Here is a 23,770-nt window from a genome sequence, read left to right as displayed (position 1 = left end):
CACCTAATTAATTTAAAGGGTTTATGGAGTATATAAAATTGTCATACCATCATCTTAACTTTGAAGATCGTACTGCATTAATGCTTGAGTCAAGAAAAGAAGGCTTTTCAGCCAGAAAATTTGCTGAACTCATTAAAAGACATCCTAGTACGATCTATCGTGAGCTTAAAAGAAATAGCATCAATGACGTTTATCAAGCTCGATATGCTTCTGATAACACCTTCGCTAGACGTAGACGTGGTCACAGAAAACTCAAAATCGATTCAATCCTCTGGAAATTTATTGTTGAAGCGATCCGTTGTTTATGGTCTCCTCAGCAAATAGCAAAGCGTTTAAAGACATTTCCTGATTTGGATCAAACAATGAATGTAAGCCATACAACGATTTATTCAACGATACGAGCATTACCAAAGGGTGAGTTGAAAAAAGACTTATTATCCTGTCTGCGTCATGAAAATAAAAAGCGAAAAGCTAACGGTGAACCTAAAAAAGATTCTATATTACAGGATATTAAAACTATTCATGAGCGCCCAGCCGAAGTTCAAGAAAGAAAAATACCGGGTCATTGGGAAGCTGATTTAATTAAAGGTAAAGACAATAAAAGTTCGATAGCAACACTTATTGAACGAAATACACGGCTCTGTATCTTGGCAACATTACCTGATGCAAAGGCAGAATCAGTGCGCAAGGCTTTAACTGAAGCTCTGAAATATTTACCTGCAGAACTGCGTAAAACGTTGACCTATGACCGTGGACGCGAGATGTCAGAACATAAAATACTCGAAGAAGATTTAGGCATAGATGTATATTTCTGTGACCCACATTCACCTTGGCAAAAAGGCACATGCGAAAATATGAATGGTTTAATTAGGCAATATTTACCTAAAGGGATTGATTTAAATCAGGCAGATCAGCATTATTTAAATCAAGTTGCCATGTCACTGAATACTCGTCCTAGAAAGGCGTTAGATTGGCTTACACCATTAGAGAAATTTGCTCAGCTTGTTGATTATCATATGGCTTTTGAAACTGTCGCACCTCATGTTTGAATTCGCCCTTCTTCATTTGAAAATTATATCGCTGAAAAAGCCTTTACAGATAGGTTTGTGCAACAAAGCCAATAATTATTAAAATTTCATCTAACATCTTTCCCTCTACTTTAAATTATATAAATACAGCCATTATGAAGTACTAACTAAAAAATAAAATCGCCGATCATGTTAATTTTTACTAAATAGATCTGATATACGCTGAATTATCAGGAGACTTTCCCTTGGGAGATTTTAGGCAGCCAACTTATAAAAGTCTTCGGCCATTTGATTTGGTGTCTTAAAACCCAAACCCTTTTGAATTCTTCGATGATTATAAAATAACTCAATGTATTTTATAATATCTGCTTTGGCTTCTTCTCTGGTTTGATAGTTGTAATGATGCACTAACTCATTTTTCAGTATTCCCCAAAAGCTTTCAATCGGTGCATTATCGTAACAGTCTCCGCGCTTGCTCATTGAACCTTGAAAACCATATTGCTCAAGTATATTTCGATATTCATGGCTGCAATATTGACTTCCTCTGTCTGAATGCACAATCAGTTCTTTGGTTGGTTTTTGATTGTGAATAGCCATATTTAGCGCATTACAAACAAGCTGTGTTGTCATGCGCTCATTTAAGCTATAGCCAACCACTTGCTTCGTGTAAAGGTCTTTTACCGCTGCTAAGTACAGCCATCCTTCAACAGTCCATATGTACGTAATATCACTTGACCATGCTTGATTTGGTCTAGTCATTGAGAATTGTTGCTCCAGCAGGTTTTCATAGATCGCTCGATTATGGTCACTATTCGTAGTCCTTTTAAAACGCTTGTGTCGCTTACAATACAGGTGGTTCAGCGCTTTTATCTGACGTACAGCGTACATACTCATTTTTATGCCCTGAGCTTGTAAGTATTTGGTTAATCGAATATAACCATAGCTCTGCCTTGTCTCCTCATGGGCTATTTTCACCAATATCGTCTGTTGATTTCGTTGAATCGTTCTTTTGCTCACGCCTCTCTTGAGCCAATCATAAAAACATGAAACTGAAACATGAAGTAATCGAGCCATTAAGGTAATTGGAAATGAATATCTTTTTTGTTTCATATAGGCGTACCTTACTGACTTTCTTTGGCAAAGTACGCTGCTGCCTTTTTTAAAAATTCACGTTCCATTTCAGCTATTTTGAGCTGTTGTTTGAGTTTTTTATTTTCTTCGAGTAGAGCGTTTAGATCAGGTGAATACTGTTTTGTACCTGCTAAAGTTCCAGCCTTTGCTTTGGTATTCCAATTTGAAAGAGTTTGCATTGAAATGCTAAGTTGTCTAGCTGTTTCCGAGACATTGCCTTGATTGGCTTCAATTAATTTGATGGCTTCAGCTTTAAATTCTGTGGTGTAAGTCTTGTATTTCTTGCTCATGGTAAACTCCTGATGAGTGTGTTTAGTTTACCAAGTTAAAACCTCCTGTTTTTTCAGCACACATCAAGGTGCCAGTTTCTGCTTTACCCGGATAAGTACGATTCAAACGAGATAAGGTCTGTACGCACTCTACTCCACCTAGCTTTTTATCTACGTACATGGCACACAGCTTCGGCTGGTCAAAGCCGGTCTGGAACTTGTTTGCCACAATCATTACCTGAAAGTTATCGCTATCAAATGCCTTACGCATTTCACGACCTTTCAGGTTCGGGTTCATGTTACTTTCAGTAAATTTCTGCCCCAGTAAATGACTACAATCAGAATCATTCTGGTTGAATTCAACTTCACCAGAGAATGCCACCATGGCTTGAATATTCTGGTATTTATTCTCGGCAATGTATTTATCAAAGGCTTGTTTATAGCGTACAGCTTCTTTACGTGAGCTGGTCACCACCATGGCTTTGGCCTGACAACCCAATAAACCCATCACGTTCTTTTTAAAATGCTCAATAATCACGCCAACCTTTTGCGAGATATTATGGTCATGCAAGCGCACCCATTGGTTCAGCTTGATCTTGGCTTTCTTGGCATCAACGGTTGCATCTTTTTCTTCAATCTTCTGCTTGAGCTTATAGATGACTTTATAGTTGGTGTAGTTCTTCAATACATCCAGAATAAAGCCTTCTTCAATGGCCTGACGCATGGAATAGACATGGTAGGCTTCAGGCAAATTGGTCTTCGACGGCGGCATGGTTGGGTCAGGTAACCGACCAAAGAGCTGTAAGGTTTTATCCTTTGGCGTGGCAGTAAAGGCATAAAAACTTAAGTTAGCACTACCCTTACGTGATGCCATCACGGCATCGAGTACATCTTCCGAAGATAGCTGTTCATCTTCTTCACGCTCTTCAATCATCAGGGTTTCTTTGAGCTGACGCGCCGTGGAACCGCTTTGGGATGAATGGGCTTCATCGGCAATGACGGCGTATTTACGTTCTTTTAAACTGGTGCTGTTTTCAATGGCACGTAGTACAAATGGGAAAGTCTGAATGGTCACGATAATAATCGGCTGAGCCATTTCCAAAGCTTTTGCCAGTTTCTCCGATTTGGAGCCATCGCCTTCCTTGTTGTTAATCCGTCCCACGACGCCATCTGCATGTTCAAACTGATAAATGGTGTCTTGTAATTGCGCATCTAAAATGGTTCGGTCTGTCACCACAATGACGGAATCAAACATCTTTTTATTATTGGCATCATAAAGGCTAGAAAGCTGGTGCGCCGTCCATGCAATTGAGTTGGATTTACCCGAACCTGCGCTGTGCTGAATCAGGTATTTCTGTCCTGTGCCTTCAGCTAATGAGTCCTCAACCAGTTTACTGACCACTTTCCACTGATGATAACGTGGGAAGATCAGGCTCTCTTTTTTGTATATACGACCTTCCCAGTCTTCCTTTTCTTCAATCTGAAGATGGATAAAGTTACCGACAATATTCAGTAAGCTATCCGGGGTTAAGACTTCATTCCATAAATAGCCTGTTGCATATTCATTTTGATTTTCAGGAATGTCATTGCCTGCACCCTGCTCTTTGGTGCCTTTGTTAAATGGCAGGAAATAGGTGCTATCACCATTCAAATGCGTCGCCATATAGACTTCATACTGACTGACGGCAAAATGCACCAATGCCCCACGTTTAAACATCAGCAAGGGTTCAGGCTTGTTGGTTTCAGGGTCTTTGGGTAAGCGAGTCTTTCTATACTGTGTCATGGCATTTTGCACAGCCTGTTTAAACTCAGACTTGAGTTCTAGAGTTGCCACTGGAAAACCATTGATAAACAGGACCAGATCAATGCGCCATTTTTTGGCTTGTTTGCCTGTTGCCTCTAGTTCGGCTTTGCTCGCGTATGGGCTATAGACCAACTCAGGCACCACACGGCAGATGTTTTGCTGATAGCGTTGATTCAGTTCGGGGTTTAGACCATGTTCAGGTTTAAACTGACAGAATGAAAAGCGTGTACCACGGGTCTTGATGCCATGACGGAGTATGCCCAATGTGCCATAACTGCGGGATTCAACATCGGTGGCATTGATGTCAGCTTTTTTAAGCTGAGCTACCACGGTATCTAAAAAATGGCGTTCGGTATCATTCGGGAAGATGTTTTTAAATTTCTGCCACTCTTTGTCTTGGGTCTTTTGTACGAAGTCTAAAACATCCTGTTCATACAAAGCTTTTTCACGGTCGTAGCCTATACCTGAACCGACAAGCCAACCATGGCTTTGCATTTGCGCAATAATATCTTGCTGGAAGATGGTCTCTAAAGTTGCATCCGATCTCATGTTTCCCCAACCCTCTCAATACTCAAATTTCTTTATTACTGTTCTATTTGCCAAAGTGGATAGCTTTGCCAATCTTCAGGGAAGCCCATCGCTGTTTTTGATATGTTGTGATGTGTCAAAAGCAGATCAACCAGACGTTTACGCCATGTATGCTGCGGGGCGATTTTGTCCATGAAATAAAGCAGAAATACCAGACTGTTATAAATTTTTCGCTCTGCCGAGTTACTAGGTTCAAAATTGCATTGCACCCGAAGCCCCATCGGCTTACTGCGCGGTTTGGCAATGGTTTTGGTAAATTTTCGGTTCCATAGTCTTGAATGATGAGCACAGGTATTTCTTAAGTAGACAAAATGCTGCAATAAGCCTTCAAACTGTTTTTCATCGCAATCAAAATGACTGGAAATGGCTTTACGTGTCTGAATCGGTGCCAAGAGCTGATACCACTTAGACAGTTGCCCAAAACTCATGACTTCGCAGGTTGCCCAAATCGGTGGTAATTCAGGATCATCATAGGTACGTTTATAGTGTTCGATAAAGACTTCATCTGCGCGGGACACTTCAGTTTTTAGTGATTCGAGTAAGCTGTGCCATCTAAAGGCGGGTTTAAAGTATTGCCCTTGCAGATAGGCATGACAACCATGCCGATGTGCCAGTTCATAGGCAAAACGGGTACGAACGGCAACTTCCAGGCGTTCTATGGCATCCAGGATGAGTAGTCTTAATTCACGATCAAAAACATATAACTCTAAAACCTGTTCAAAACTGGTATCTGGTTTAAAGCAGTGTGGTGAATGAGTATGTTCAAATGGAAGCCAATAGGCACCTAAGCGATAATAATTGATTTGTTCTAGGTAAAATTGTGCATCTTGCTCATTGGCAAATTGCATGCCACGCGCTTTTAATAGCTCAATTTGTTCAGCAAAGGTTTTGGCAGGCTTGTTAAAAGATTTCATAGATAGCTTGCCCTGATTGTTATATTTTTTAGGGCACTAGAAACAAGTAACCCGACAGTTTGAGGATGCAATTGCTTGCCTAGCCTTGTCGGGTGTTGTTGAGCATATAGTGAATCATTGCAATTATTTATGCAATGATTTTTTGTATCTGCTTGAGTCCACATTGGTTTGAGCCAGCTCAGCATACTCACGCGCTTAACTCCATTTTCGCCTCATTGGGATATTGCCAATTGCGTACGTCACAAATCGGCAGGGATAGCCGATTTGGACAACAACAAAAACGTGATGGTGTCATTTAGATACCCTCCTTTTGTTTCTTGTCGTTGCCCGAAGGGTGTGAGGCATGATGCCGAACGTCTATTTTACCTGTCACGGCAGAGGAAATAAGGGCTGTACGGCGTTCTTGCATGAGTTGAATAGCTAATTTAGCCTTTTCAATCAGTTGATCAAAGTCTTGAATATTTTTCTCAATAAATTTAGAAATCGCTACCTGTTCATCTAAAGGAGGTACTGATATTTTTACAAATTGCACTTCTCCACAATTTAAGTGTGGATGCATACCACCTGTACGTATTGAATATAAAGTTGCATATCCATAATCTGATTGAAGGCAATAAGCTAAATAACTACCTGATAATTGTTGTTTCTTTGGTTGTAGGATAATCAAAGCATGACAATTAAAACCTTCCTCAGATTCTGATACTAACCCAACATCTCCAGTGCCCGCACCAGTTTGAACAATCAATACATCATCTTTTTTCAAGATTGATTTAGCGTGGTCATTACTCCATTTTTCTCGTACAAAATAGGCATTATCAAAATTCACTTTACCTTTTTTAATATGCGTTGCTTGTACATATGGAATACCTTCCTCCACTAAAATATCTCTAGTAGGTCCAACATAACCATTCGTAATTTTTTGTGTGACCTTGGATATGGCTATAACATCCCAATGCTCAGGCACTTGCCCTAACCATTCCACACCTGAATCTTTCATGTTTACATCAGGATTTAAACCTTTAGTTACGGCATGGCTAATCACCGCTTGACGCTTTTCTTTTAGCAGTTCAATCAGCTTTTCTTGTTTAGCAATTAAGGTATCGATTTGTGCGGTTTCATGGTCGAGGAAGTTGGCAATATTGATCTGATCTTCAAAAAATGGAGCTGAAATTTTTAATGATGCTACTTTTTCCTGATTGATATTCGGTTGCCCACCACCTGATGACAATTGAATAATTTCATTCTTAAATGCCTGCAACCAATAAAAAACATATTTATTATTCAATACTTTTGAAGTCGTCATTACACAACACGCTTGGTTTGTTGTGGCCTCAATACCAAAAATTCCTAATCGTCCAATAGTTGCGCCATACATTGCTATTGCTACTGAACCAATAGGGTATTTTTTTAAAGTCGGAAACTGTTGTATTGTTCGTTGAGATACGTTTTTCTTAGTATCTAAAATTAGATTTTCTCTCAACTCACCTGTTGTTACCCAAGGAATATTTCCTTCAAAGTTTTCTTCATTAGAGGTTGAAGGAGTTGTACCTGATCCAATCTCGGTATAAGCATGGCTCAATTTCCACATTTCCCAATCATTAGGAATCTCACCTAACCATTCAACCCCTGAATCTTTATACTCAGCATATTTCTGATACTTCGCCATTAAGAATGCACCTCTTGTAGAAGTGCCATAATTTCACGACTGACTGCATCCAAATCTGCATCAATTTCCGCTAAGTCACGTGGTGGCTCATACACATAAAAATGACGGTTAAACGGAATCTCATAACCCACAATACCAATTTCACCATCTTTATCATCACGCTTATCGGCATTAATCCACGCATCAGGCACATGAGGTTGCACCTCACGCTTAAAGTAAGACTCAATTAAATCTGCGGTACTCACACTTGGGGCAAGGGCAATGTTTTCCGCATCACGCAAATCACCATCCTGCACAAACTCAACCACTTTGCCTTTATATGCAAACTGACCATACAGCGGATTTTCTGCGCATTTCACCACTTTATTGATCACTGGTTCAGCATCCGCATTCTTCCAAGTGATCGCATCTAAGAATTGTTTCTTTTCTTTAGTTTCAAGTTTTACATTGGCATCTTTGAGTGCTTGTTTGAGGACATCATCAAAGGCATTAAAGTCATCACATTGCGCCGTACCAATTTTGGCTTGTAAGGCTTGGGCTTTATTGAATAACTGACGTTGTTCTAACCAAAGCTTTGGCTCAAGTACAGTCTTAATGTCTTTTTCTTTTAGTTCGCTAAATTCAGCTTTAATCAGCGCACGAATCTCGGCTTCATACTCCGTCAATTGACCATAACTGTCTACTGTCCATGTTGCGCCGTATTGCTCATACAGCTTTTGCATCACGGCATTAAATGGCTTCGGTGCAAAACGTAAGGATGCCACGGCTTCATCACTCACCTGAGCAGATAAACGCAAAGGACGCTCGATGGTCACACGGCGATAGCCAAACTCATAACTGTTAAAGATTTTGCTTGAGAAAGGCTTTTTCTGATCACTTTCACCATCATGGGCTAAGGTATCTACCGCTTCAAATGCGCCGTAGTTTTGGGTAATGGTACGGATTTCTTCATCGGTTAAATAATTACGCTTCGAGCCTAAAGACTTACGCATTTTTGAACTGAGGTTAGTAGCATTAATTAGATGCACCTTTCCTTTACGCTCAGCATCTTTTTTATTGCTCAGTACCCACACATAGGTCGCAATACCAGTGTTATAGAACATGTCGGTTGGTAGCGCAATAATCGCTTCTAACAAATCGGCTTCTAGAATATAACGGCGGATTTCACTTTCACCACTACCTGCACTTCCGGTAAACAAAGGCGAACCATTCAGAATAATGCCGATACGACTACCCTGACCATTGCTGTCAGTATCACGCATCTTGCTAATCAGGTGCATCAGGAACAGTAAAGAACCATCCGATACACGTGGCAAGCCTGCACCAAAGCGACCTTCAAAACCCTTTTGCTCATGCTCATCTTTGATGTCTTGTTCGATCTTCTTCCAATCCACACCAAATGGTGGATTTGACAGCATGTAGTCAAATTTCTCATATGCCAGTTGGTCATTGGAGAGTGTATTACCCAATTTGATGTTACGTACATCCTGCCCCTTGATCAGCATATCCGCTTTGCAGATCGCGTATGACTCTGGGTTGAGTTCCTGACCAAACACCCGCATTACCGCTTCAGGGTTATGCTCATAGACATATTCTGAACCCGAGGATAAAAATCCACCCGTACCCGCTGTCGGGTCATATACGGTGCGGATAATGCCTTCTTTAGTCAAAGCATCATCATCTTTGCTAAAGACCAAACCAGTCGTTAAACGTACAATGTCACGTGGGGTAAAATGTTCCCCTGCGGTTTCATTGGAGCTTTCAGCAAAACGGCGAATTAATTCCTCAAACACCAAACCCATTTCATGGTTCGATACGGCGCTATAACTTAAATCGGTTGCAGCAAACTTTTGCACCACTTTATAAAGTAAGTTGGCATCATCCAGTAGCCCAATGAATTCATCAAATTTGAAATGTTCAAAGATTTCTCGGGCATCTTTAGAAAAATTCTGAATGTAGTTGTTCAGGTTGGCACGGATGTCTTTTTGCCCCAGACTACCTAAATCCAATTCAGAGGTATTAAAGAATGACAGTCCACCTGTTGCCTTGAGAAGCATTTTTTCTTTGGCTTCTTCTGGTAAAGGCATTTGTTTGACTTTTTCATTCGCAGCAAGCACTTCGGCTTTAGTTGGCGCCAACACACACTCAAGACGGCGCAGTAAGGTAAAAGGTAAAATCACACGACCATATTGGGATTGTTTAAAGTCACCACGCAGTAAATCTGCCACCGACCAAATGAATGCTGCTACCTGTGAAAAATTATTATTTGTCATTAAAAAATACCGCTTGCCCTAAGGCTATAAAACTTGAAATTTATAGTGATGATTGTGCCTGATTTACAACATGTTTTGCTAGAGATAGACTGTACAAAAGAATATTAATTAGTAGTACATATGGGTTTTTTAAGTATTATTGAAAATAAAGAAATTTTTAGCTTTATGCTCAACGATGAGCAGTGGGATAGACTCAAATATAAATATAAAAATCTAAGCATGCATATGCCTTGCTGTCAGACTCGTGCCATACCTAAAAAGAGTAAACTAGGTACACAATATTTTGCTCATCATCCTTCTAGTACTTGTCGCATCCCTACTGGTGAAAGCCGTGAGCATCAGTTCTGTAAATATCTCATCTTAAAATATCTTCACGAAAATGGCTGGACTGTGATTCCTGAATATCGTGGCCAAACGCCAAATGGTGAAATCTGGATCGCTGATATTTATGCTGAGAAAAATAAAGCCAAAATAGCCATAGAAATTCAGTGGTCTGCTCAAAACATTGAGGAGACAAAACGCCGTCAGAAAAAATATATTGCTTCAGGAATTCGAGCAGTTTGGTTTATACGCACAACCCAGAAAAACAAATGGGATGTCTTAGACTACCAGAGTTATGATCTTCCTGTTTTTTCGATTTGGCTGAATAAAGAAACTTATCAACTGACTGCAAGCGGTGCATTTCACAATTGGGATGATGCTGATTTAGTTGAAATTGAATTTATAGATTTTTTCAAAGCCCTGATGACTGGTGCAGTGCAATATTCTGTAAAGCCTAATTCGAGCAGGTTTATACAATTGGCGCTGAATACCATTCAATGCTGGAAATGCAAACAATCCACTAACACCATCATGGAAATTAATTATTTCATTCCTCATGGTGAAAAACTGACAAAAATATACCGCTTGGATATTGAAGAGCTATCTCAACCGCATAGTGATGTTTTAAACAGTCCTGAATTCCTGCAAAAATATCAGTACGGTTTTATTATTAAACGATTTAGTAAAACTCGTGGAGAAGCATATTTATCTAATGGCTGTTTTCACTGCAATGCACTTCAAGGTGCATTTTTTGCTCATCACGAACGGGATTCTAAAAATATGATTTATAGTGATCCAATAGAGGTCAAAATGGATCATATAACAAAAATTGATGGGCTTTGGTATTATTTGAAATAGCGATTCAACAGCCTAATTTAGCTATCAACATAAGTCCTTGCATCTTACTTTTAAGCCATCAATTGACATCAATCATAGAGCTTTGATTGCCGAATATATTTAAGTAATCGATCTGTTCTTGGGTATATACGACATTCAGCAATGCCATATTTGAGGTCTAACTCTACACTCTGTAGAAGTTGATGCTGTAGCACATAAGGCTTTCGACAAATCCTTAGCCATAAAGGGTGATCAATTTGAGCAACCAACTTCCTCCTTGCTAGCCATACTTGTTTTTGTATTTGTTTTTTTAATTTTTGAACTACCCTATCTTTAAAATCATATCCATTGTTTTTGAGATAATCAGTGAGTAATTTTGACCATCTTATAAAGTGTTTATTCACCATTGACCGAGTATATTCCCGCAGAATCAATCCATATTTTCTAGCAATATGTTGATCCGGATGTTGAGATAAAAATGCAATTTCCCAAATGGTTAGGCTTTCGCCGTGGGTCATCTTCTCCTCTATTCTCCTCTCATCAATTTCATTTATAAATCCATGCTTAACCAAGTAATGAATCACTTTAGTGTCTAATCGCTCTGCTTCCGACATACAGTTTTGTAATTTAACCCCAAATTTTTTATTAGGTTTTCGAACACCGCTAATTTGGCATTTTGCAGACCATGTTTCATATAACTCTTTTTCAATCGTTATAATTTCCTCACCTGTATAACCTTTCTCAGAAATCACCAAAACATGCAAATGCGGATGCCACCCAAATCTCGCTGAATAGGTAATTTCAAGTACTGTGATATGACCAACTTTAGAAAATATTCTTTTCCATTTTTTCCCCCGAAGTGCATCTGTAAAATTACTCTGAACAAGACTGAGGCGTTCTAGTAAATCACTTAAATTATCTTTCAATGAGTGTGGAATCGTTAATGTCATCATATAGGCATGTAAGGCCTCATCACGCACCACTTTTTGAAGTTGTAATAATTCTGCTTTCTTTTGGGCAGCCAATCGACTTGCACAACGTGGGCATGTCCAACCTTTACGACAGTCTAATATATTGCTGAATATGACTTTATTAGAATCAACATGATAAAAAATATCCACATTTGAATTAAGCCACTTCACTGCTTTACCACACTGCTGAATTTGATTTCCTTGCTTATTTTTAAGTGTTTTTTGAATGATTTCTTGGAGCTTAGCTTTAAATATGCGGTTAGAATTACGCCAATCTAATGATGTTTTTACTTCACGACTGTCGGGGAATATTCTCTTATTAATATCTTAATATCTAAAGAATAACGGCTTTCCTGTGCTGATGAAGATAAAGTTTGCGATGAATATGTACGCTGTTGATCAAATGTCGGTGTATTTGAATCCATGTCTTTTCTGCTTGCTTAAAAACCAGAAAACTACATGTTTTAAAATTTTAAAGATTAATTTCATGCAAAAAAATGAAAAAATGATTATGTATGACTAAAAATTTTGGTGGCTATTAAAGTTTTGACTAGAGTATGTTGACATTTTCTGTTGATAATTAAACCAGCATTATTGCATAAATATTTTTTAAGATATTGATTTTTCGAGTTTTTTATAAAATTTCAATAAAAAAGGCTCTAGACTAGCAGAAAGATATGTTAGTCTAGAGCTAAAATAAATATAATAAAATCATAGTGTTATTTTTTTGTGCAACAAAGTCTCTACATGCCATAATCCCAATCATTATCATTTGATTTAGCCTTTTTGATTTCTGATCTCATCTTATGAATGCTTTTGAGCTCCAATTCATATTCATTTTTATAAAGCTCATATAAGTTTTCTTCTCGGATTTTCTTCACTTTTTCAATTAAGGGCTTTATATCCAACTGATCAATAGGATCTGAACTATAAAGCTTCCAATGTGGGATTTGAGGCGTATCTTTAAGTTTCGTTCCAAATTTGGCATTGTAATCTTCATTAGATAGGCAGGAAACTCGGTTAGGCACTTGAAGTTCAATATCGTATATACGAACTGTCTTCATCGGTGCATATAGTTCTAAAGACTCATTGATTAGTTTTTCGGTGAGTTGCCGCATGTGTCTAATTTGATGTCGTCCCAAACCCAACACATCAGCAGTAATCTTCTGTGCTCCGCCACGTTCAGGATTTTTAGGCCGGTATTGCCTAAAAAACAGCTCGGGTGGTCGTTCAAAATCATCAAGGGTTGTTCGTTCAGAATATTGTAAATGTAAGTGAGGTTGATCATTCTCACCATCTAAAACCCCTTTGTGATTATGAATAGCACAGCTATATGGAAATTTAAATTCCTCACAAAAAGCATTTATTAAACTCTTTGATAATTCTATTCGCTGTTCAGAATTTAATTCCTTAGGTAAAGCAATAGTAATATGACTGGATGTACGACTATTATTTTTTTCATATTTATCAGCAGCAATCCAAAATCTATCCGGCTTATATTCTGCCCACTTAGGCATATTACCTGAGCAAACAAATTCAACTTCTTCATTTAACTCAATCTTGTTTAACTTAAAATGCTTAGTTCGAGTAATATAACAAAAGCCATTAAATGAACTTTTAGAACTTTGTTTACGATTATGTCTTAAATCAAAATAAAACACTTTTTATTAACTCTCTTATCAAAGAGTTAATATATTTTCAAATATTCTTATAATTTAATTTAAAAGAAAAAGTTCAGGAAAGTGGGCAGAGTAAAACTTGAAGTGCGACATAAACCACCTAATTAATTTAAAGGGTTTATGGAGTATATAAAATTGTCATACCATCATCTTAACTTTGAAGATCGTACTGCATTAATGCTTGAGTCAAGAAAAGAAGGCTTTTCAGCCAGAAAATTTGCTGAACTCATTAAAAGACATCCTAGTACGATCTATCGTGAGCTTAAAAGAAATAGCATCAATGACGTTTATCAAGCTCGATATGCTTCTGATAACACCTTCGCTAGACGTAGACGTGGTCACAGAAAACTCAAAATCGATTCAATCCTCTGGAAATTTATTGTTGAAGCGATCCGTTGTTTATGGTCTCCTCAGCAAATAGCAAAGCGTTTAAAGACATTTCCTGATTTGGATCAAACAATGAATGTAAGCCATACAACGATTTATTCAACGATACGCGCATTACCAAAGGGTGAGTTGAAAAAAGACTTATTATCCTGTCTGCGTCATGAAAATAAAAAGCGAAAAGCTAACGGTGAACCTAAAAAAGATTCTATATTACAGGATATTAAAACTATTCATGAGCGCCCAGCCGAAGTTCAAGAAAGAAAAATACCGGGTCATTGGGAAGCTGATTTAATTAAAGGTAAAGACAATAAAAGTTCGATAGCAACACTTATTGAACGAAATACACGGCTCTGTATCTTGGCAACATTACCTGATGCAAAGGCAGAATCAGTGCGCAAGGCTTTAACTGAAGCTCTGAAATATTTACCTGCAGAACTGCGTAAAACGTTGACCTATGACCGTGGACGCGAGATGGCAGAACATAAAATACTTGAAGAAGATTTAGGCATAGATGTATATTTCTGTGACCCACATTCACCCTGGCAAAAAGGCACATGCGAAAATATGAATGGTTTAATTAGGCAATATTTACCTAAAGGGATTGATTTAAATCAGGCAGATCAGCATTATTTAAATCAAGTTGCCATGTCACTGAATACTCGTCCTAGAAAAGCGTTAGATTGGCTTACACCATTAGAGAAATTTGCTCAGCTTGTTGATTATCATAAGACTTTTCAAACTGTCGCACCTCATGTTTGAATTCGCCGTGGTTATATTTCTAAATAGTTTTTTTATGATTGATTCAGTAGCGATATGATCTTAATCAAGACCTGAAGATCAAAAAGTGATCTTCAATAATCAAAAGTCGAACTTCTAGATGATTTTTATGGTGTAACGACTATTTTTATCGTGTAATGCACATTTTTATAGTGTAACGCACCATAAATTATAGTGTAACGCACACAAAAAAGACTCCAGTTGAAATATTTTCAATATATATCAATATCTTAAAAATAATATTAATTGGGCTTTTGGTCCCACAGGGCGAGTAGTAGTGTCTTTTTAGTACAACATTTGCAATGCAAATGATGGAATAAAAAGACACGGAGACGAGATAAGAATTTTTTGTGCGCAGCCCAAAAAATTCTTAAAAGCGCCAGCTTTATTAATCGGGTAACTAAGTGGAGAGCAGGATAGCTATTTTTTTGAGATTTTGCATGAAACTCATCATGCATTTTGGGTTCCTGTTAAAGATAGAGCTTTCCTCTAACGTAAGGCAAGGAGCCTTCAAATGACAGCCGGTAGACCCAAAAAAATTATCAAAAAAAGTGATTTATATAATTTTCTTTATACACAAAAAGAAGAATTATTTATCACGCCTAAATATCCATGTGAAATAAATTTAATTAATATTCTCGAGAATACAGATTTAACAAAAATAGATTTTAAAAAATTTACAGAAACCCATAAAAATCTAATCAATGCATGCCAATATAAGGAAAATCAAAGAATCAAAAACCATCAAACATTAAAATATATAAAAACCATCCCATTTGATAATTTAACAGACATTGAAAAAAACATTCTGAAAAAAGAAAAAGAGTATTTAGATTATAACCCTAATGAATACTTTAACCTGCAAGAACTACTGAGTAATTATCGTAGTCATAATAATGGAAAAATAAAAAAATGTGTTTCTGAAAATACTCTTTCTGAATATGAAAAACATCTTCTAGCTGAAAAATTAAAACAAAGGAAAAAGAGAAATAGTGTAATATTTTTCTTAGGTGCATCTTTCAATAAGATATATGGTAAGCGTCCGCTGAATCCCATACCTATTTTTTAATTCGATTTAGGTTTCCAGCAGTGCGGCAGCAATTCTTCAATTTGGGTCACTTTGTGTGTCGGTAACCTTTTCAGCACATCACTTAAATAGGCATACGGATCCAAGCCATTCAGCTTTGCTGACTGGATTAAAGTCATGATGTTTGCCGCTCGCTGACCACTGCGCAGCGAACCTGCAAACAGCCAGTTCTTGCGTCCCAACGCCCAGGGACGCATCTGATTCTCTACCCAATTGTTGCATATCGGTAGATTGCCATCATCCAGATAGCGGCTTAAGGCTGGCCAACGCTTCAGAGTGTAATTGATAGCCTTGGCGGTGGGAGAACTCGATGGCACTGTCAGATGATGTTGGTTGAGCCATTCATATAGTTGTTGCATCACTGGTTGACTATGCTGTTGTCGGTATTCGCGGCGGTCTTCCGCTGTACCATCGGTCTTTTTCCTGAGTTCTGCTTCTATCGCATACAGTTTCTGAATCAGCACTAAGGCCTGTTCAGCAACCTGACTTTTCCCAGTTACATGCAGTTCATGGAATTTACGACGTGCATGGGCCATGCACCCCACCTCAATCACCTGGCCTGATTTAAAACGTGCTTTATAACCACTGTAATCATCACAGACTAGATAGCCCTGCCAGCCTTTCAAGAACTCTTCAGCATGCTGGCCTGAACGACTATCCTGAAAGTCATAGATCACCGCCTGAACTGGATTATACTGTGTGGTGGCATAGGCCCAGACATAACCTTTCTTCGGTTTTTTATTATTCTCACCCATCCGCATGATGGTGACCGGTGTTTCATCTGCATGCAGCACCCGCTGTTGCAGCACCACCTCTTTTAAGGCATTGGCCAGAGGTTCCAGTTCTACACCGCAGCGACCTATCCAGTCAGATAAAGTGGATCTGGACAGATCAATGCCAGCCCGCTGATAGATCAGGCGCTGACGGTACAGCGGCAAATGATCGGCATACTTCGATACCAGCACATGGCTGAGCAATTCAGGTGAAGCAATGCCTTTATCAATCACATAGGCGGGCATCGCTTGCTGAGTCAGAGTGTCACACTGATCACAGACCCATTTACCACGCACATGCTGTTCCTTATAGAACTGTGCCGGTCTGAAATGCAGTTTTTCACTGACATCTTCGCCGATACGACGGAGTTGGCAGCCACAAGCACATTGGGTTGATGCAGGTTCATGCTCAATACGGATGGTGTGTAGATGATCTGGCAGTGGTCGACGTTTAGGTTTATTGGTTTTGGCTTTCTGTGTCGCTGCATTGGTTTTATCTGCATTTAGCCGTTCCAGTTCTAGATCAACCGCGGCAATATCTTCTTCAACCGCTTCATCCCACAGATGGATTTGTTTTGCCGTTAAGTGTTCATTCTTTTGGGCGAATTTGTGCTTTTTAAACAGCGCCAGTTCATGCTCGTATTTTTGATTGAGAATAGAAAGATGTTGAACTTTGGCATCCAATTGTTGGTTTGATTGTGCTAGAGACTGATGCTGCAGCGCCAACTGCCTGGTGAATTCCAGCAGTTGTTCATGGGTCAGTTGGCTTAAGTCAGGCAGCGTATTCATGACCGCAGTATGCCTGAGGTCATGAGAAGAATGAAATAGAACGTTTGGAGAATAGCAGAATGGAACAGCCTGGTTTAAAGCATCGTCACCACCTGCTGTCGTCCAATGCGCTGCCAGGGCAAACCTTGGATCAGTGCCTGTAACTGTTCCGGGCTGAGGGCCACGGTTTCACCTTGGTGAACTTGAGCCCAGTGAAATTTGCCCTGTTCCAGCCGCCGGGCACACAGCCAGATGCCCAATCCATCATGTACCAGCACTTTCATGCGATGGCCACGTTTATTACAGAACAGGTAAGCACAATGCGGTTTGATGTAGCCAAAGGCTCTCACCACCTGAGCCATGGTCGTATCCATACCTGCACGCATGTCCATGGGCTGAGTAGACAACCAGATTTCATCAATGCGGATCATGTTGCAAGTGCCTTGAGTAATTCTGCCAAGGCAGGTATTTCTGATGTCTGCCATTTTAGCTGAATATCATTATTCGTATGAGGCACGGTGATACACAACGTGATCCTCTCATCAATAGGTTGGCTGATTGCAGCAGTGTAAGGCAAAGCAATAAATGCTGGATTCACATGAGTAGGATCCTGCACGGCACCCTCATGATGGCTGAAGATCCTGATCCAACGACTGACAAGGTTGGCATTAATACTATGTTGCAGTGCGACCGAAGCGATCGAGGTATTAGGATTTTTGCAGGCATTGACAATACTGAGTTTGAATTCTTTGCTGTATTTTCGGCGTTTTTTAGCAACAGGAGTAAGCGTCCGCTGAGCCCCACTTTTTCTAACTCATTAATACCGCGATAGTGTCCACTAAAATTTAAGTGGACACCTATTTATGGATTTAAAGACAGTTATAGACACTGCACCAACGCTAAAAAAGCCCCGTCGAACCTTCACGGCTGAATTTAAACATCAACTTATTCAGCAATGCCAGCAGCCAGATACATCGGTGGCTAAGGTCGCAATGCAACATCAGATCAATGCCAATCTGTTGCATAAATGGATTCGTCAGTCCAGATCAATGGTTCCATCATTAACAATCTCATCCATTCCACAGACCGACTTCCTTCCCGTCATTCTTCACCCGACGCCAGTCAAACAAGAAGCACCTCCGCCACCTGTGCCAGAGAAGAAAGCTACCGCTCATATTAGGATTCCATTACATGATGAACAAGGTTCAGTAAGGGATCAGATGATCGAAATCGAATGGCCGGTGGGGTCTGCAACTGAATTACTGCTTTTACTTCAGGGCTTGATCAAATGATCCGTATCGATGAAATCTGGTTGTCTACCCAGCCCATGGACATGCGTGCGGGTATGGATACGGCCATGGCGCAGATTATGAAAGCCTTTGGCTCAATCAAACCGCATTGCGCCTACCTGTTCTGTAATAAACGTGGCCATCGTATGAAAGTGCTGGTACATGATGGACTAGGCATCTGGCTGTGTGCCAGGCGGCTGGAACAGGGAAAATTCCACTGGGCTAAAGTTCACCAGGGTGAAAACGTAGCTCTCAGTCCAGAACAGTTACAGGCACTAATTCAGGGTTTGCCCTGGCAGCGCATTGGACGACAGCAAGTGGTAACAATGCTCTAAACCAGGCTGCTACATTCTGCTATTCTCCAAACGTTCTATTTCCTCTGCGTCATGACCTCAGGCATACTGCAGTCATGAAAATGCTGCCTGATTTAAGCCAACTGACCCATGAACAACTGCTGGAATTTACCCGGCAGTTGGCGATGCAGCATCAGTCTCTGGCACAATCAAATCAAGAATTAGAAAAATCAAACCAGCAATTGGATGCCAAAGTTCAGCATCTTTCTATTCTCAATCAAAAATACGAGCATGAACTCGCACTATTTAAACAGCACAAATTCGCCCAAAAGAATGAACACTTAACGGCAAAACAAATCCATCTATGGGACGAAGCGGTCGAAGAAGATATCGCAGCCGTTGATCTGGAATTAGAACGATTAAATGCAGATAAAACCGATGCAGCGACACAGAAAGCCACAGTCAACAAACCTAAACGTCGACTGCTGCCAGATCATCTACACACCATCCGTATTGAGCATGAACCTGCATCAACCCAATGCAGTTGTGGCTGCCAGTTACGTCGTATCGGCGAAGATATCAGTGAAAAACTGCATTTCAGACCGGCACAGTTCTACAAGGAACAGCATGTCCGTGGCAAATGGGTCTGTGATCAGTGCGACACTCTGACTCAGCAAGCGATGCCCGCCTATGTGATTGATAAAGGCATTGCTTCACCTGAATTGCTCAGCCATGTGCTGGTATCGAAGTATGCCGATCATTTGCCGCTGTACCGTCAGCGCCTGATCTATCAGCGGGCTGGCATTGATCTGTCCAGATCCACTTTATCTGACTGGATTGGTCGCTGCGGTGTGGAACTGGAACCTCTGGCTAATGCCTTAAAACAGGTGGTGTTGCAACAGCGGGTGATCCATGCCGATGAAACGCCGGTCACCATCATGCGGATGGGTGAGAATGAGAAAAAACCGAAGAAAGGTTATGTCTGGGCCTATGCCACCACACAGTACAATCCAGTTCAAGCGGTGATCTATGACTTTCAGGATAGCCGTTCAGGTCAGCATGCTGAAGAGTTCCTGAATGGCTGGCAGGGCCATCTGGTCTGTGATGATTACAGTGGTTATAAAGCACGCTTTAAATCAGGCCAGGTCATTGAGGTGGGCTGCATGGCACATGCACGTCGTAAATTCCATGAACTGCATGTGACCGGGAAAAGTCAGATCGCTGAACAGGCATTAGTGCTGATTCAGAAACTGTATGCCATAGAAGCAGAACTCAGGAAAAAGACCGATGGTACAGCAGAACATCGCCGCGAATACCGGCAACAGCATAGCCAACCGGTGATGCAACAACTGTATGAATGGCTCAACCAACATTATCTGGCGGTGCCATCGAGTTCTCCAACTGCCAAGGCGATCAATTACAGCCTAAAACGTTGGCAGGCACTCTGCCACTATCTGGATGATGGCAATTTGCCTATAGATAATAACTGGATTGAAAATCAGATGCGCCCCTGGGCGTTGGGACGTAAGAACTGGCTGTTTGCTGGCTCGCTGCGCAGCGGCCAACGAGCTGCCAATATCATGACTTTAATCCAGTCAGCAAAGCTGAATGGACTGGATCCGTATGCCTATTTAAGTGATGTGCTGAAAAGGCTGCCGACGCATAAAGTCACCCAAATAGAAGAATTACTGCCACACCGCTGGAAATCCGACCAAAATTAAAAAATAGGCATGGGATTCAGCGGACGCTTACCAACAGGAGGTGTTGCTGAATATATATCCATGTTCATGGATTAAGTCCCCACTTGTTTTTAGGTGGGAACTAAATTAAGGCTTATAGGATCGCTTGGTAAGGCTGTGTTAGCCGGATGCTTACGATATATGAAGCATTTTTTGCTGTATATGGTCGTCCCGTAATAGATACCCTAATAGATATGATGTACATTTATTTCATATATAAATCTAAGATTGAGCACCATCCAACTCTACGCGACATCTTTGATTCTGAAAAAAACAAGCATCTTCCTAACTTTTCAAAACTTAATAAAGCGCTGCAAGCGATTTCATCAGATCCTAGAAATCCATCACTTAAAAAGGATCTTGATCAGAGTTTAACAAATGAATAGGTCTCCACATTTTTAAGTCACCTTCTAATAATACGCCTTGATTCAATCTTATTCGGCTCAGCAAATGAGTCGAATATTCATCTCTATTTAACTCACACTTAAATGTTAGATTGATCAGAAATTAGTAATAAAAACCGAGCACCTCTGCTTCTTATAAAAATATTTCCATAACTGGAAACTCACAAAATGCCTTAAATTTCAGTTAAGACCATACTGAAACTTACGATCATCTCAAACAGATCCGCTCCATTAGGTCAAACTGATCTGTTCTTCTTTATAAATAAAATAAACAATAAAAATAATTAAATATATTTAGCACATGGTAGCTATCACTCTACTTTTCATCTTTTTAAAAAATTTTATTTCAAGGCCTTGACCTATTTAGCATAGCGGGATAACCTAAATTCAACACAGCAAAATCTGTGTTCAGGCGTGGAAACCTGATATTATCCAAGAGTGCAAAATTAAAGTCGCTCAGGCGGCATTTTTTTTGCCCACTGTTAAGCAGTCGTTATGGCGGCTTGACAGGGCAGCTTTATGCTGGCCGTACTCTTGGAACGGTATTTCCACCCCTGTCATGCTGCCACCACTCTTTGTGGAAAAAGAATGGTGGTATGTTAACAACCGACCAAGAACATACGACTATGAATCACAAATTCAATGGTGCAATCCCTTGCACGCCAAAAAAACTTGCCAAACAACTTCTTGTTGAAAGCGCAAAAATTCTATCGCCTATACAGCGCCAAGCCTTACTTGATATTTACAAAACTTTAGATCAAGCTGAAGATAACATTCCGCAAGACTTACAAGCTGAACAGCAGCATCTAGCATGCCCTCAAAACCAATTTTATGATGAACTCAACCAAGAATATTGGTCTGGTCAGCATTATGAATCTTATAGTCAGGAGTATCCTGAAGATTGGCTACGCCGAACTCAGCAACGTCCGCACCCCAAATCGTCTAATACCACTTACTAAGCCTTAAGTGAGTATTCTCATGACTAAAAAAACAAAACTACTAGTCCAAGGCGACTACCCTCTTATTGCATCTCCTACGCTTGCCCAAGCGTATGGGGTGCCATCAGCGATCTTCCTTCAAAAGCTTCATTACTGCCTGCAAAGTGGTGAAGCTCAAGTAATTCAGCAACAGAAGTACTTTTATCACAGCTATGAGCAATGGGCTAAGACCTTAGGTACATACAGTCCCTCCACGATCAAACGTATAGTTTCCAAGCTAAAGAAAGTGGGCATTTTGGTTGTCAAAAAGCTATCTCAAAATAAATGGATTCAAACCAACTTTTATAGCATTAATTACCGAAAAATCAGCGAGCTATTGAAAGAATCTACTGAACCTGCAAATGCTGAAACTGAAGATCACAATCAGGCTGAATCTCCAACTCTGCCATTATCAAAGTTAATGAAAAAAGGGCTAACCGTTAGCGGAGTGTCTGCTTCTTCTCAACAAGCAAAGACCAAGTCTTGTCAGGCTGAAGGTGGGTTGCTACATCCATTAGAGCCCATGGCTCCACCATCTATTCTAGAAGCAATGTCATCTGAAAAGCGTGGCTTATATAACCAGCTTTTACAACTGAAGATAGACATCCATTATGACGATGCGCGCCTGGATGAATGGCTGAAACAAAAAAAATATATCATCCGTAAAGCCGCTCATCTCAGAGACCAACTAGGACACTTAAAAATGCTTTGGCATTCACCTGAACAGATAGGTTTGAATTTAAGTTAATCAAATAAAGCAGAAAAGTTCAGTTCGCCCTCCTCTTTAAATGATTCTGACTTAAATTTTGATGAATAAAAGAGTTGATATAAAACGCTAGACCATATGCTTAAACTTTTAATGAGATAAGAATAGTGAGTAAACGACCTTATAAAGCAGTAGCCTTTGATGTTTTTGGAACGCTAATTGAAATTAAAAATAGTCAATCACCTTATAAAAAAATGATGAAATGGCTTAAACAACAAGGGCGAAAACCACAACCAAATGATGCTGCGATGATCATGTCGCTAGATGGCAATTTTGAGACAATCGCTTCTTATTTCGGTTATCAACTACCCGCTCCCTTGTTAGCTGAAATGAACAACGATCTTCAACATGATTTAAAGTATATGCGTGCTTTTGATGATTCTATACCAATGCTGCTTGAGCTTAAAAAGCTAGGCTACAAATTGGCAGTCTGCTCCAATGCAGCAACGCCTTATGGTGAACGAGCACAGCACCTACTTCCACTTTTAGATACTTATGCATGGAGCTTTCAGGTCGGTGCAAATAAGCCAGATCCTTTAATCTACCAACATTTTTTAACTCAAATGAACTGTCAACCAAATGAAGTTTTTTTCATTGGTGATACTCAAATTGCTGATGTAGATGGGCCGCAAAAATTAGGCATGTCTGCAAAAATAATTGATCGTAAAAATGGTGAGAGTCTTTTAGATGTGCTCCAACCCTTGTTAAAAAAATAAATTATAAATCATTTTTCGAGCTGATTTTTAAGATACCAAATCTGGTACTTAACTCATGATATTGAGGATTTAAGTACCAAATTTTGTACCTAACAAATGGGATTAAATCATTAATTCAGTAAGCATAAATATGATTTTTTTATTTCATAATTTTTTTGAATAACCATTTTTTTGAAGTTTTAAACGAAACGAGTTTTTAAAAAATGTCATGTGCTAAGTTTTCCACATGGCGATTTATGACTAGGGAAATTTATGCCTAGCCGTGAATAATTTTTAGATCAGCTCAATTGGCTAAGTAATTTTATGCAAAACG

At 39.7% G+C, this 23,770-nt stretch carries 18 protein-coding genes and 2 pseudogenes; 10 read left to right on the top strand and 10 right to left on the bottom strand.

Features of this window, described 5'->3' with window-relative positions; translation table 11 throughout:
- Positions 1 to 80: 80 nt before the first annotated feature.
- Positions 81 to 1,049: an IS30 family transposase gene (locus tag FOC32_RS08220; RefSeq protein ID WP_005804963.1), complete on the top strand. Its 969-nt coding sequence runs from the start codon at positions 81 to 83 to the stop codon at positions 1,047 to 1,049.
- Positions 1,050 to 1,283: 234 nt separating this feature from the next.
- On the opposite strand, the gene FOC32_RS08215 is transcribed toward FOC32_RS08220, so the two are convergent.
- The 5 genes and pseudogenes from FOC32_RS08215 to FOC32_RS08195 all read right to left on the bottom strand — a co-directional run bounded on the left by FOC32_RS08215 (position 1,284) and on the right by FOC32_RS08195 (position 9,673).
- Positions 1,284 to 2,449, bottom strand: a protein-coding gene (locus tag FOC32_RS08215) for an IS3-like element ISAba22 family transposase (protein WP_087748731.1) whose coding sequence is annotated in 2 segments (ribosomal slippage) — positions 1,284 to 2,191 and positions 2,191 to 2,449 — 1,167 coding nt in all. Because the reading frame shifts where the segments join, the coding sequence is not laid out codon by codon here.
- A 61-nt stretch (positions 2,450 to 2,510) separates the two neighbouring features.
- Positions 2,511 to 4,781, bottom strand: a pseudogene (locus FOC32_RS08210) (type I restriction endonuclease subunit R); the annotation flags it as partial.
- Positions 4,782 to 4,816: 35 nt separating this feature from the next.
- The gene (locus FOC32_RS08205) at positions 4,817 to 5,734 is read right to left on the bottom strand and encodes an Abi family protein (protein WP_175966884.1); all 918 of its coding nucleotides are present in this window, start codon (positions 5,732 to 5,734) and stop codon (positions 4,817 to 4,819) included.
- A 295-nt stretch (positions 5,735 to 6,029) separates the two neighbouring features.
- Entirely contained in the window at positions 6,030 to 7,400 is a 1,371-nt protein-coding gene (locus FOC32_RS08200; RefSeq protein WP_175966882.1) for a restriction endonuclease subunit S, read from the bottom strand.
- The gene (locus FOC32_RS08195) at positions 7,400 to 9,673 is read right to left on the bottom strand and encodes a type I restriction-modification system subunit M (RefSeq protein ID WP_175966880.1); all 2,274 of its coding nucleotides are present in this window, start codon (positions 9,671 to 9,673) and stop codon (positions 7,400 to 7,402) included. Before FOC32_RS08195 ends, FOC32_RS08200 begins: the two co-directional genes overlap by 1 nt.
- 120 nt (positions 9,674 to 9,793) lie before the next feature.
- Between FOC32_RS08195 and FOC32_RS08190 the strand changes: the two genes are divergently transcribed.
- Positions 9,794 to 10,852 (top strand): competence protein CoiA, encoded by a 1,059-nt coding sequence (locus FOC32_RS08190; RefSeq protein WP_175966878.1) that lies wholly within the window; start codon positions 9,794 to 9,796, stop codon positions 10,850 to 10,852.
- Positions 10,853 to 10,920: 68 nt separating this feature from the next.
- On the opposite strand, the gene FOC32_RS08185 is transcribed toward FOC32_RS08190, so the two are convergent.
- Both FOC32_RS08185 and FOC32_RS08180 read right to left on the bottom strand, forming a co-directional pair.
- Positions 10,921 to 11,973, bottom strand: a complete 1,053-nt coding sequence (locus FOC32_RS08185) for a protein rep (protein ID WP_175966876.1) — start codon at positions 11,971 to 11,973, stop codon at positions 10,921 to 10,923.
- Between the two features lie 572 nt (positions 11,974 to 12,545).
- Positions 12,546 to 13,463: a MobA/MobL family protein gene (locus FOC32_RS08180; RefSeq protein WP_159123298.1), complete on the bottom strand. Its 918-nt coding sequence runs from the start codon at positions 13,461 to 13,463 to the stop codon at positions 12,546 to 12,548.
- A gap of 195 nt (positions 13,464 to 13,658) precedes the next feature.
- On the opposite strand from FOC32_RS08180, the gene FOC32_RS08175 reads away from it, so the two are divergent.
- Positions 13,659 to 14,627: an IS30 family transposase gene (locus FOC32_RS08175; RefSeq protein WP_014538385.1), complete on the top strand. Its 969-nt coding sequence runs from the start codon at positions 13,659 to 13,661 to the stop codon at positions 14,625 to 14,627.
- A 532-nt stretch (positions 14,628 to 15,159) separates the two neighbouring features.
- Complete coding sequence (locus FOC32_RS08170) at positions 15,160 to 15,714, top strand: hypothetical protein (protein ID WP_228761292.1); 555 nt, start codon at positions 15,160 to 15,162, stop codon at positions 15,712 to 15,714.
- On the opposite strand, the gene FOC32_RS08165 is transcribed toward FOC32_RS08170, so the two are convergent.
- From FOC32_RS08165 to FOC32_RS08155, 3 genes and pseudogenes are all read right to left on the bottom strand, one after another.
- On the bottom strand, positions 15,711 to 17,294 hold the full coding sequence (locus FOC32_RS08165) for an IS66-like element ISAba25 family transposase (RefSeq protein ID WP_005080957.1): 1,584 nt from the start codon (positions 17,292 to 17,294) through the stop codon (positions 15,711 to 15,713). The genes FOC32_RS08170 and FOC32_RS08165 overlap by 4 nt on opposite strands.
- A gap of 74 nt (positions 17,295 to 17,368) precedes the next feature.
- On the bottom strand, positions 17,369 to 17,704 hold the full coding sequence (gene tnpB / locus FOC32_RS08160) for an IS66 family insertion sequence element accessory protein TnpB (RefSeq protein ID WP_000618091.1): 336 nt from the start codon (positions 17,702 to 17,704) through the stop codon (positions 17,369 to 17,371).
- A pseudogene (locus FOC32_RS08155) lies at positions 17,701 to 18,054 on the bottom strand (transposase); the annotation flags it as partial. The pseudogene FOC32_RS08155 and the gene tnpB (FOC32_RS08160), both read right to left, overlap by 4 nt.
- An 82-nt stretch (positions 18,055 to 18,136) precedes the next feature.
- On the opposite strand from FOC32_RS08155, the gene tnpA reads away from it, so the two are divergent.
- From tnpA to FOC32_RS08125, 6 genes are all read left to right on the top strand, one after another.
- Entirely contained in the window at positions 18,137 to 18,565 is a 429-nt protein-coding gene (gene tnpA / locus FOC32_RS08150) for an IS66-like element accessory protein TnpA (RefSeq protein WP_175965975.1), read from the top strand.
- Positions 18,562 to 18,897, top strand: coding sequence for an IS66 family insertion sequence element accessory protein TnpB (tnpB, locus tag FOC32_RS08145; RefSeq protein WP_004783682.1), 336 nt, complete (start codon positions 18,562 to 18,564; stop codon positions 18,895 to 18,897). The genes tnpA and tnpB (FOC32_RS08145) overlap by 4 nt, the downstream gene beginning before the upstream one ends.
- A gap of 74 nt (positions 18,898 to 18,971) precedes the next feature.
- Complete coding sequence (gene tnpC, locus FOC32_RS08140) at positions 18,972 to 20,576, top strand: IS66 family transposase (RefSeq protein ID WP_175965973.1); 1,605 nt, start codon at positions 18,972 to 18,974, stop codon at positions 20,574 to 20,576.
- Between the two features lie 1,018 nt (positions 20,577 to 21,594).
- Positions 21,595 to 21,957, top strand: a complete 363-nt coding sequence (locus tag FOC32_RS08135) for a hypothetical protein (RefSeq protein WP_228761291.1) — start codon at positions 21,595 to 21,597, stop codon at positions 21,955 to 21,957.
- Positions 21,958 to 21,976: 19 nt separating this feature from the next.
- Positions 21,977 to 22,723: a hypothetical protein gene (locus tag FOC32_RS08130; protein WP_005234333.1), complete on the top strand. Its 747-nt coding sequence runs from the start codon at positions 21,977 to 21,979 to the stop codon at positions 22,721 to 22,723.
- Positions 22,724 to 22,848: 125 nt separating this feature from the next.
- Positions 22,849 to 23,457: an HAD family hydrolase gene (locus FOC32_RS08125; RefSeq protein WP_175966874.1), complete on the top strand. Its 609-nt coding sequence runs from the start codon at positions 22,849 to 22,851 to the stop codon at positions 23,455 to 23,457.
- The last annotated feature ends 313 nt before the right edge of the window (positions 23,458 to 23,770 follow it).

The organism is Acinetobacter sp. FDAARGOS_724, from assembly GCF_013364475.1.
Lineage (GTDB): Bacteria > Pseudomonadota > Gammaproteobacteria > Pseudomonadales > Moraxellaceae > Acinetobacter > Acinetobacter variabilis.
Note: the sequence above shows the minus strand (reverse complement) of the source record. Positions and strands in the feature narration are given on the sequence as shown.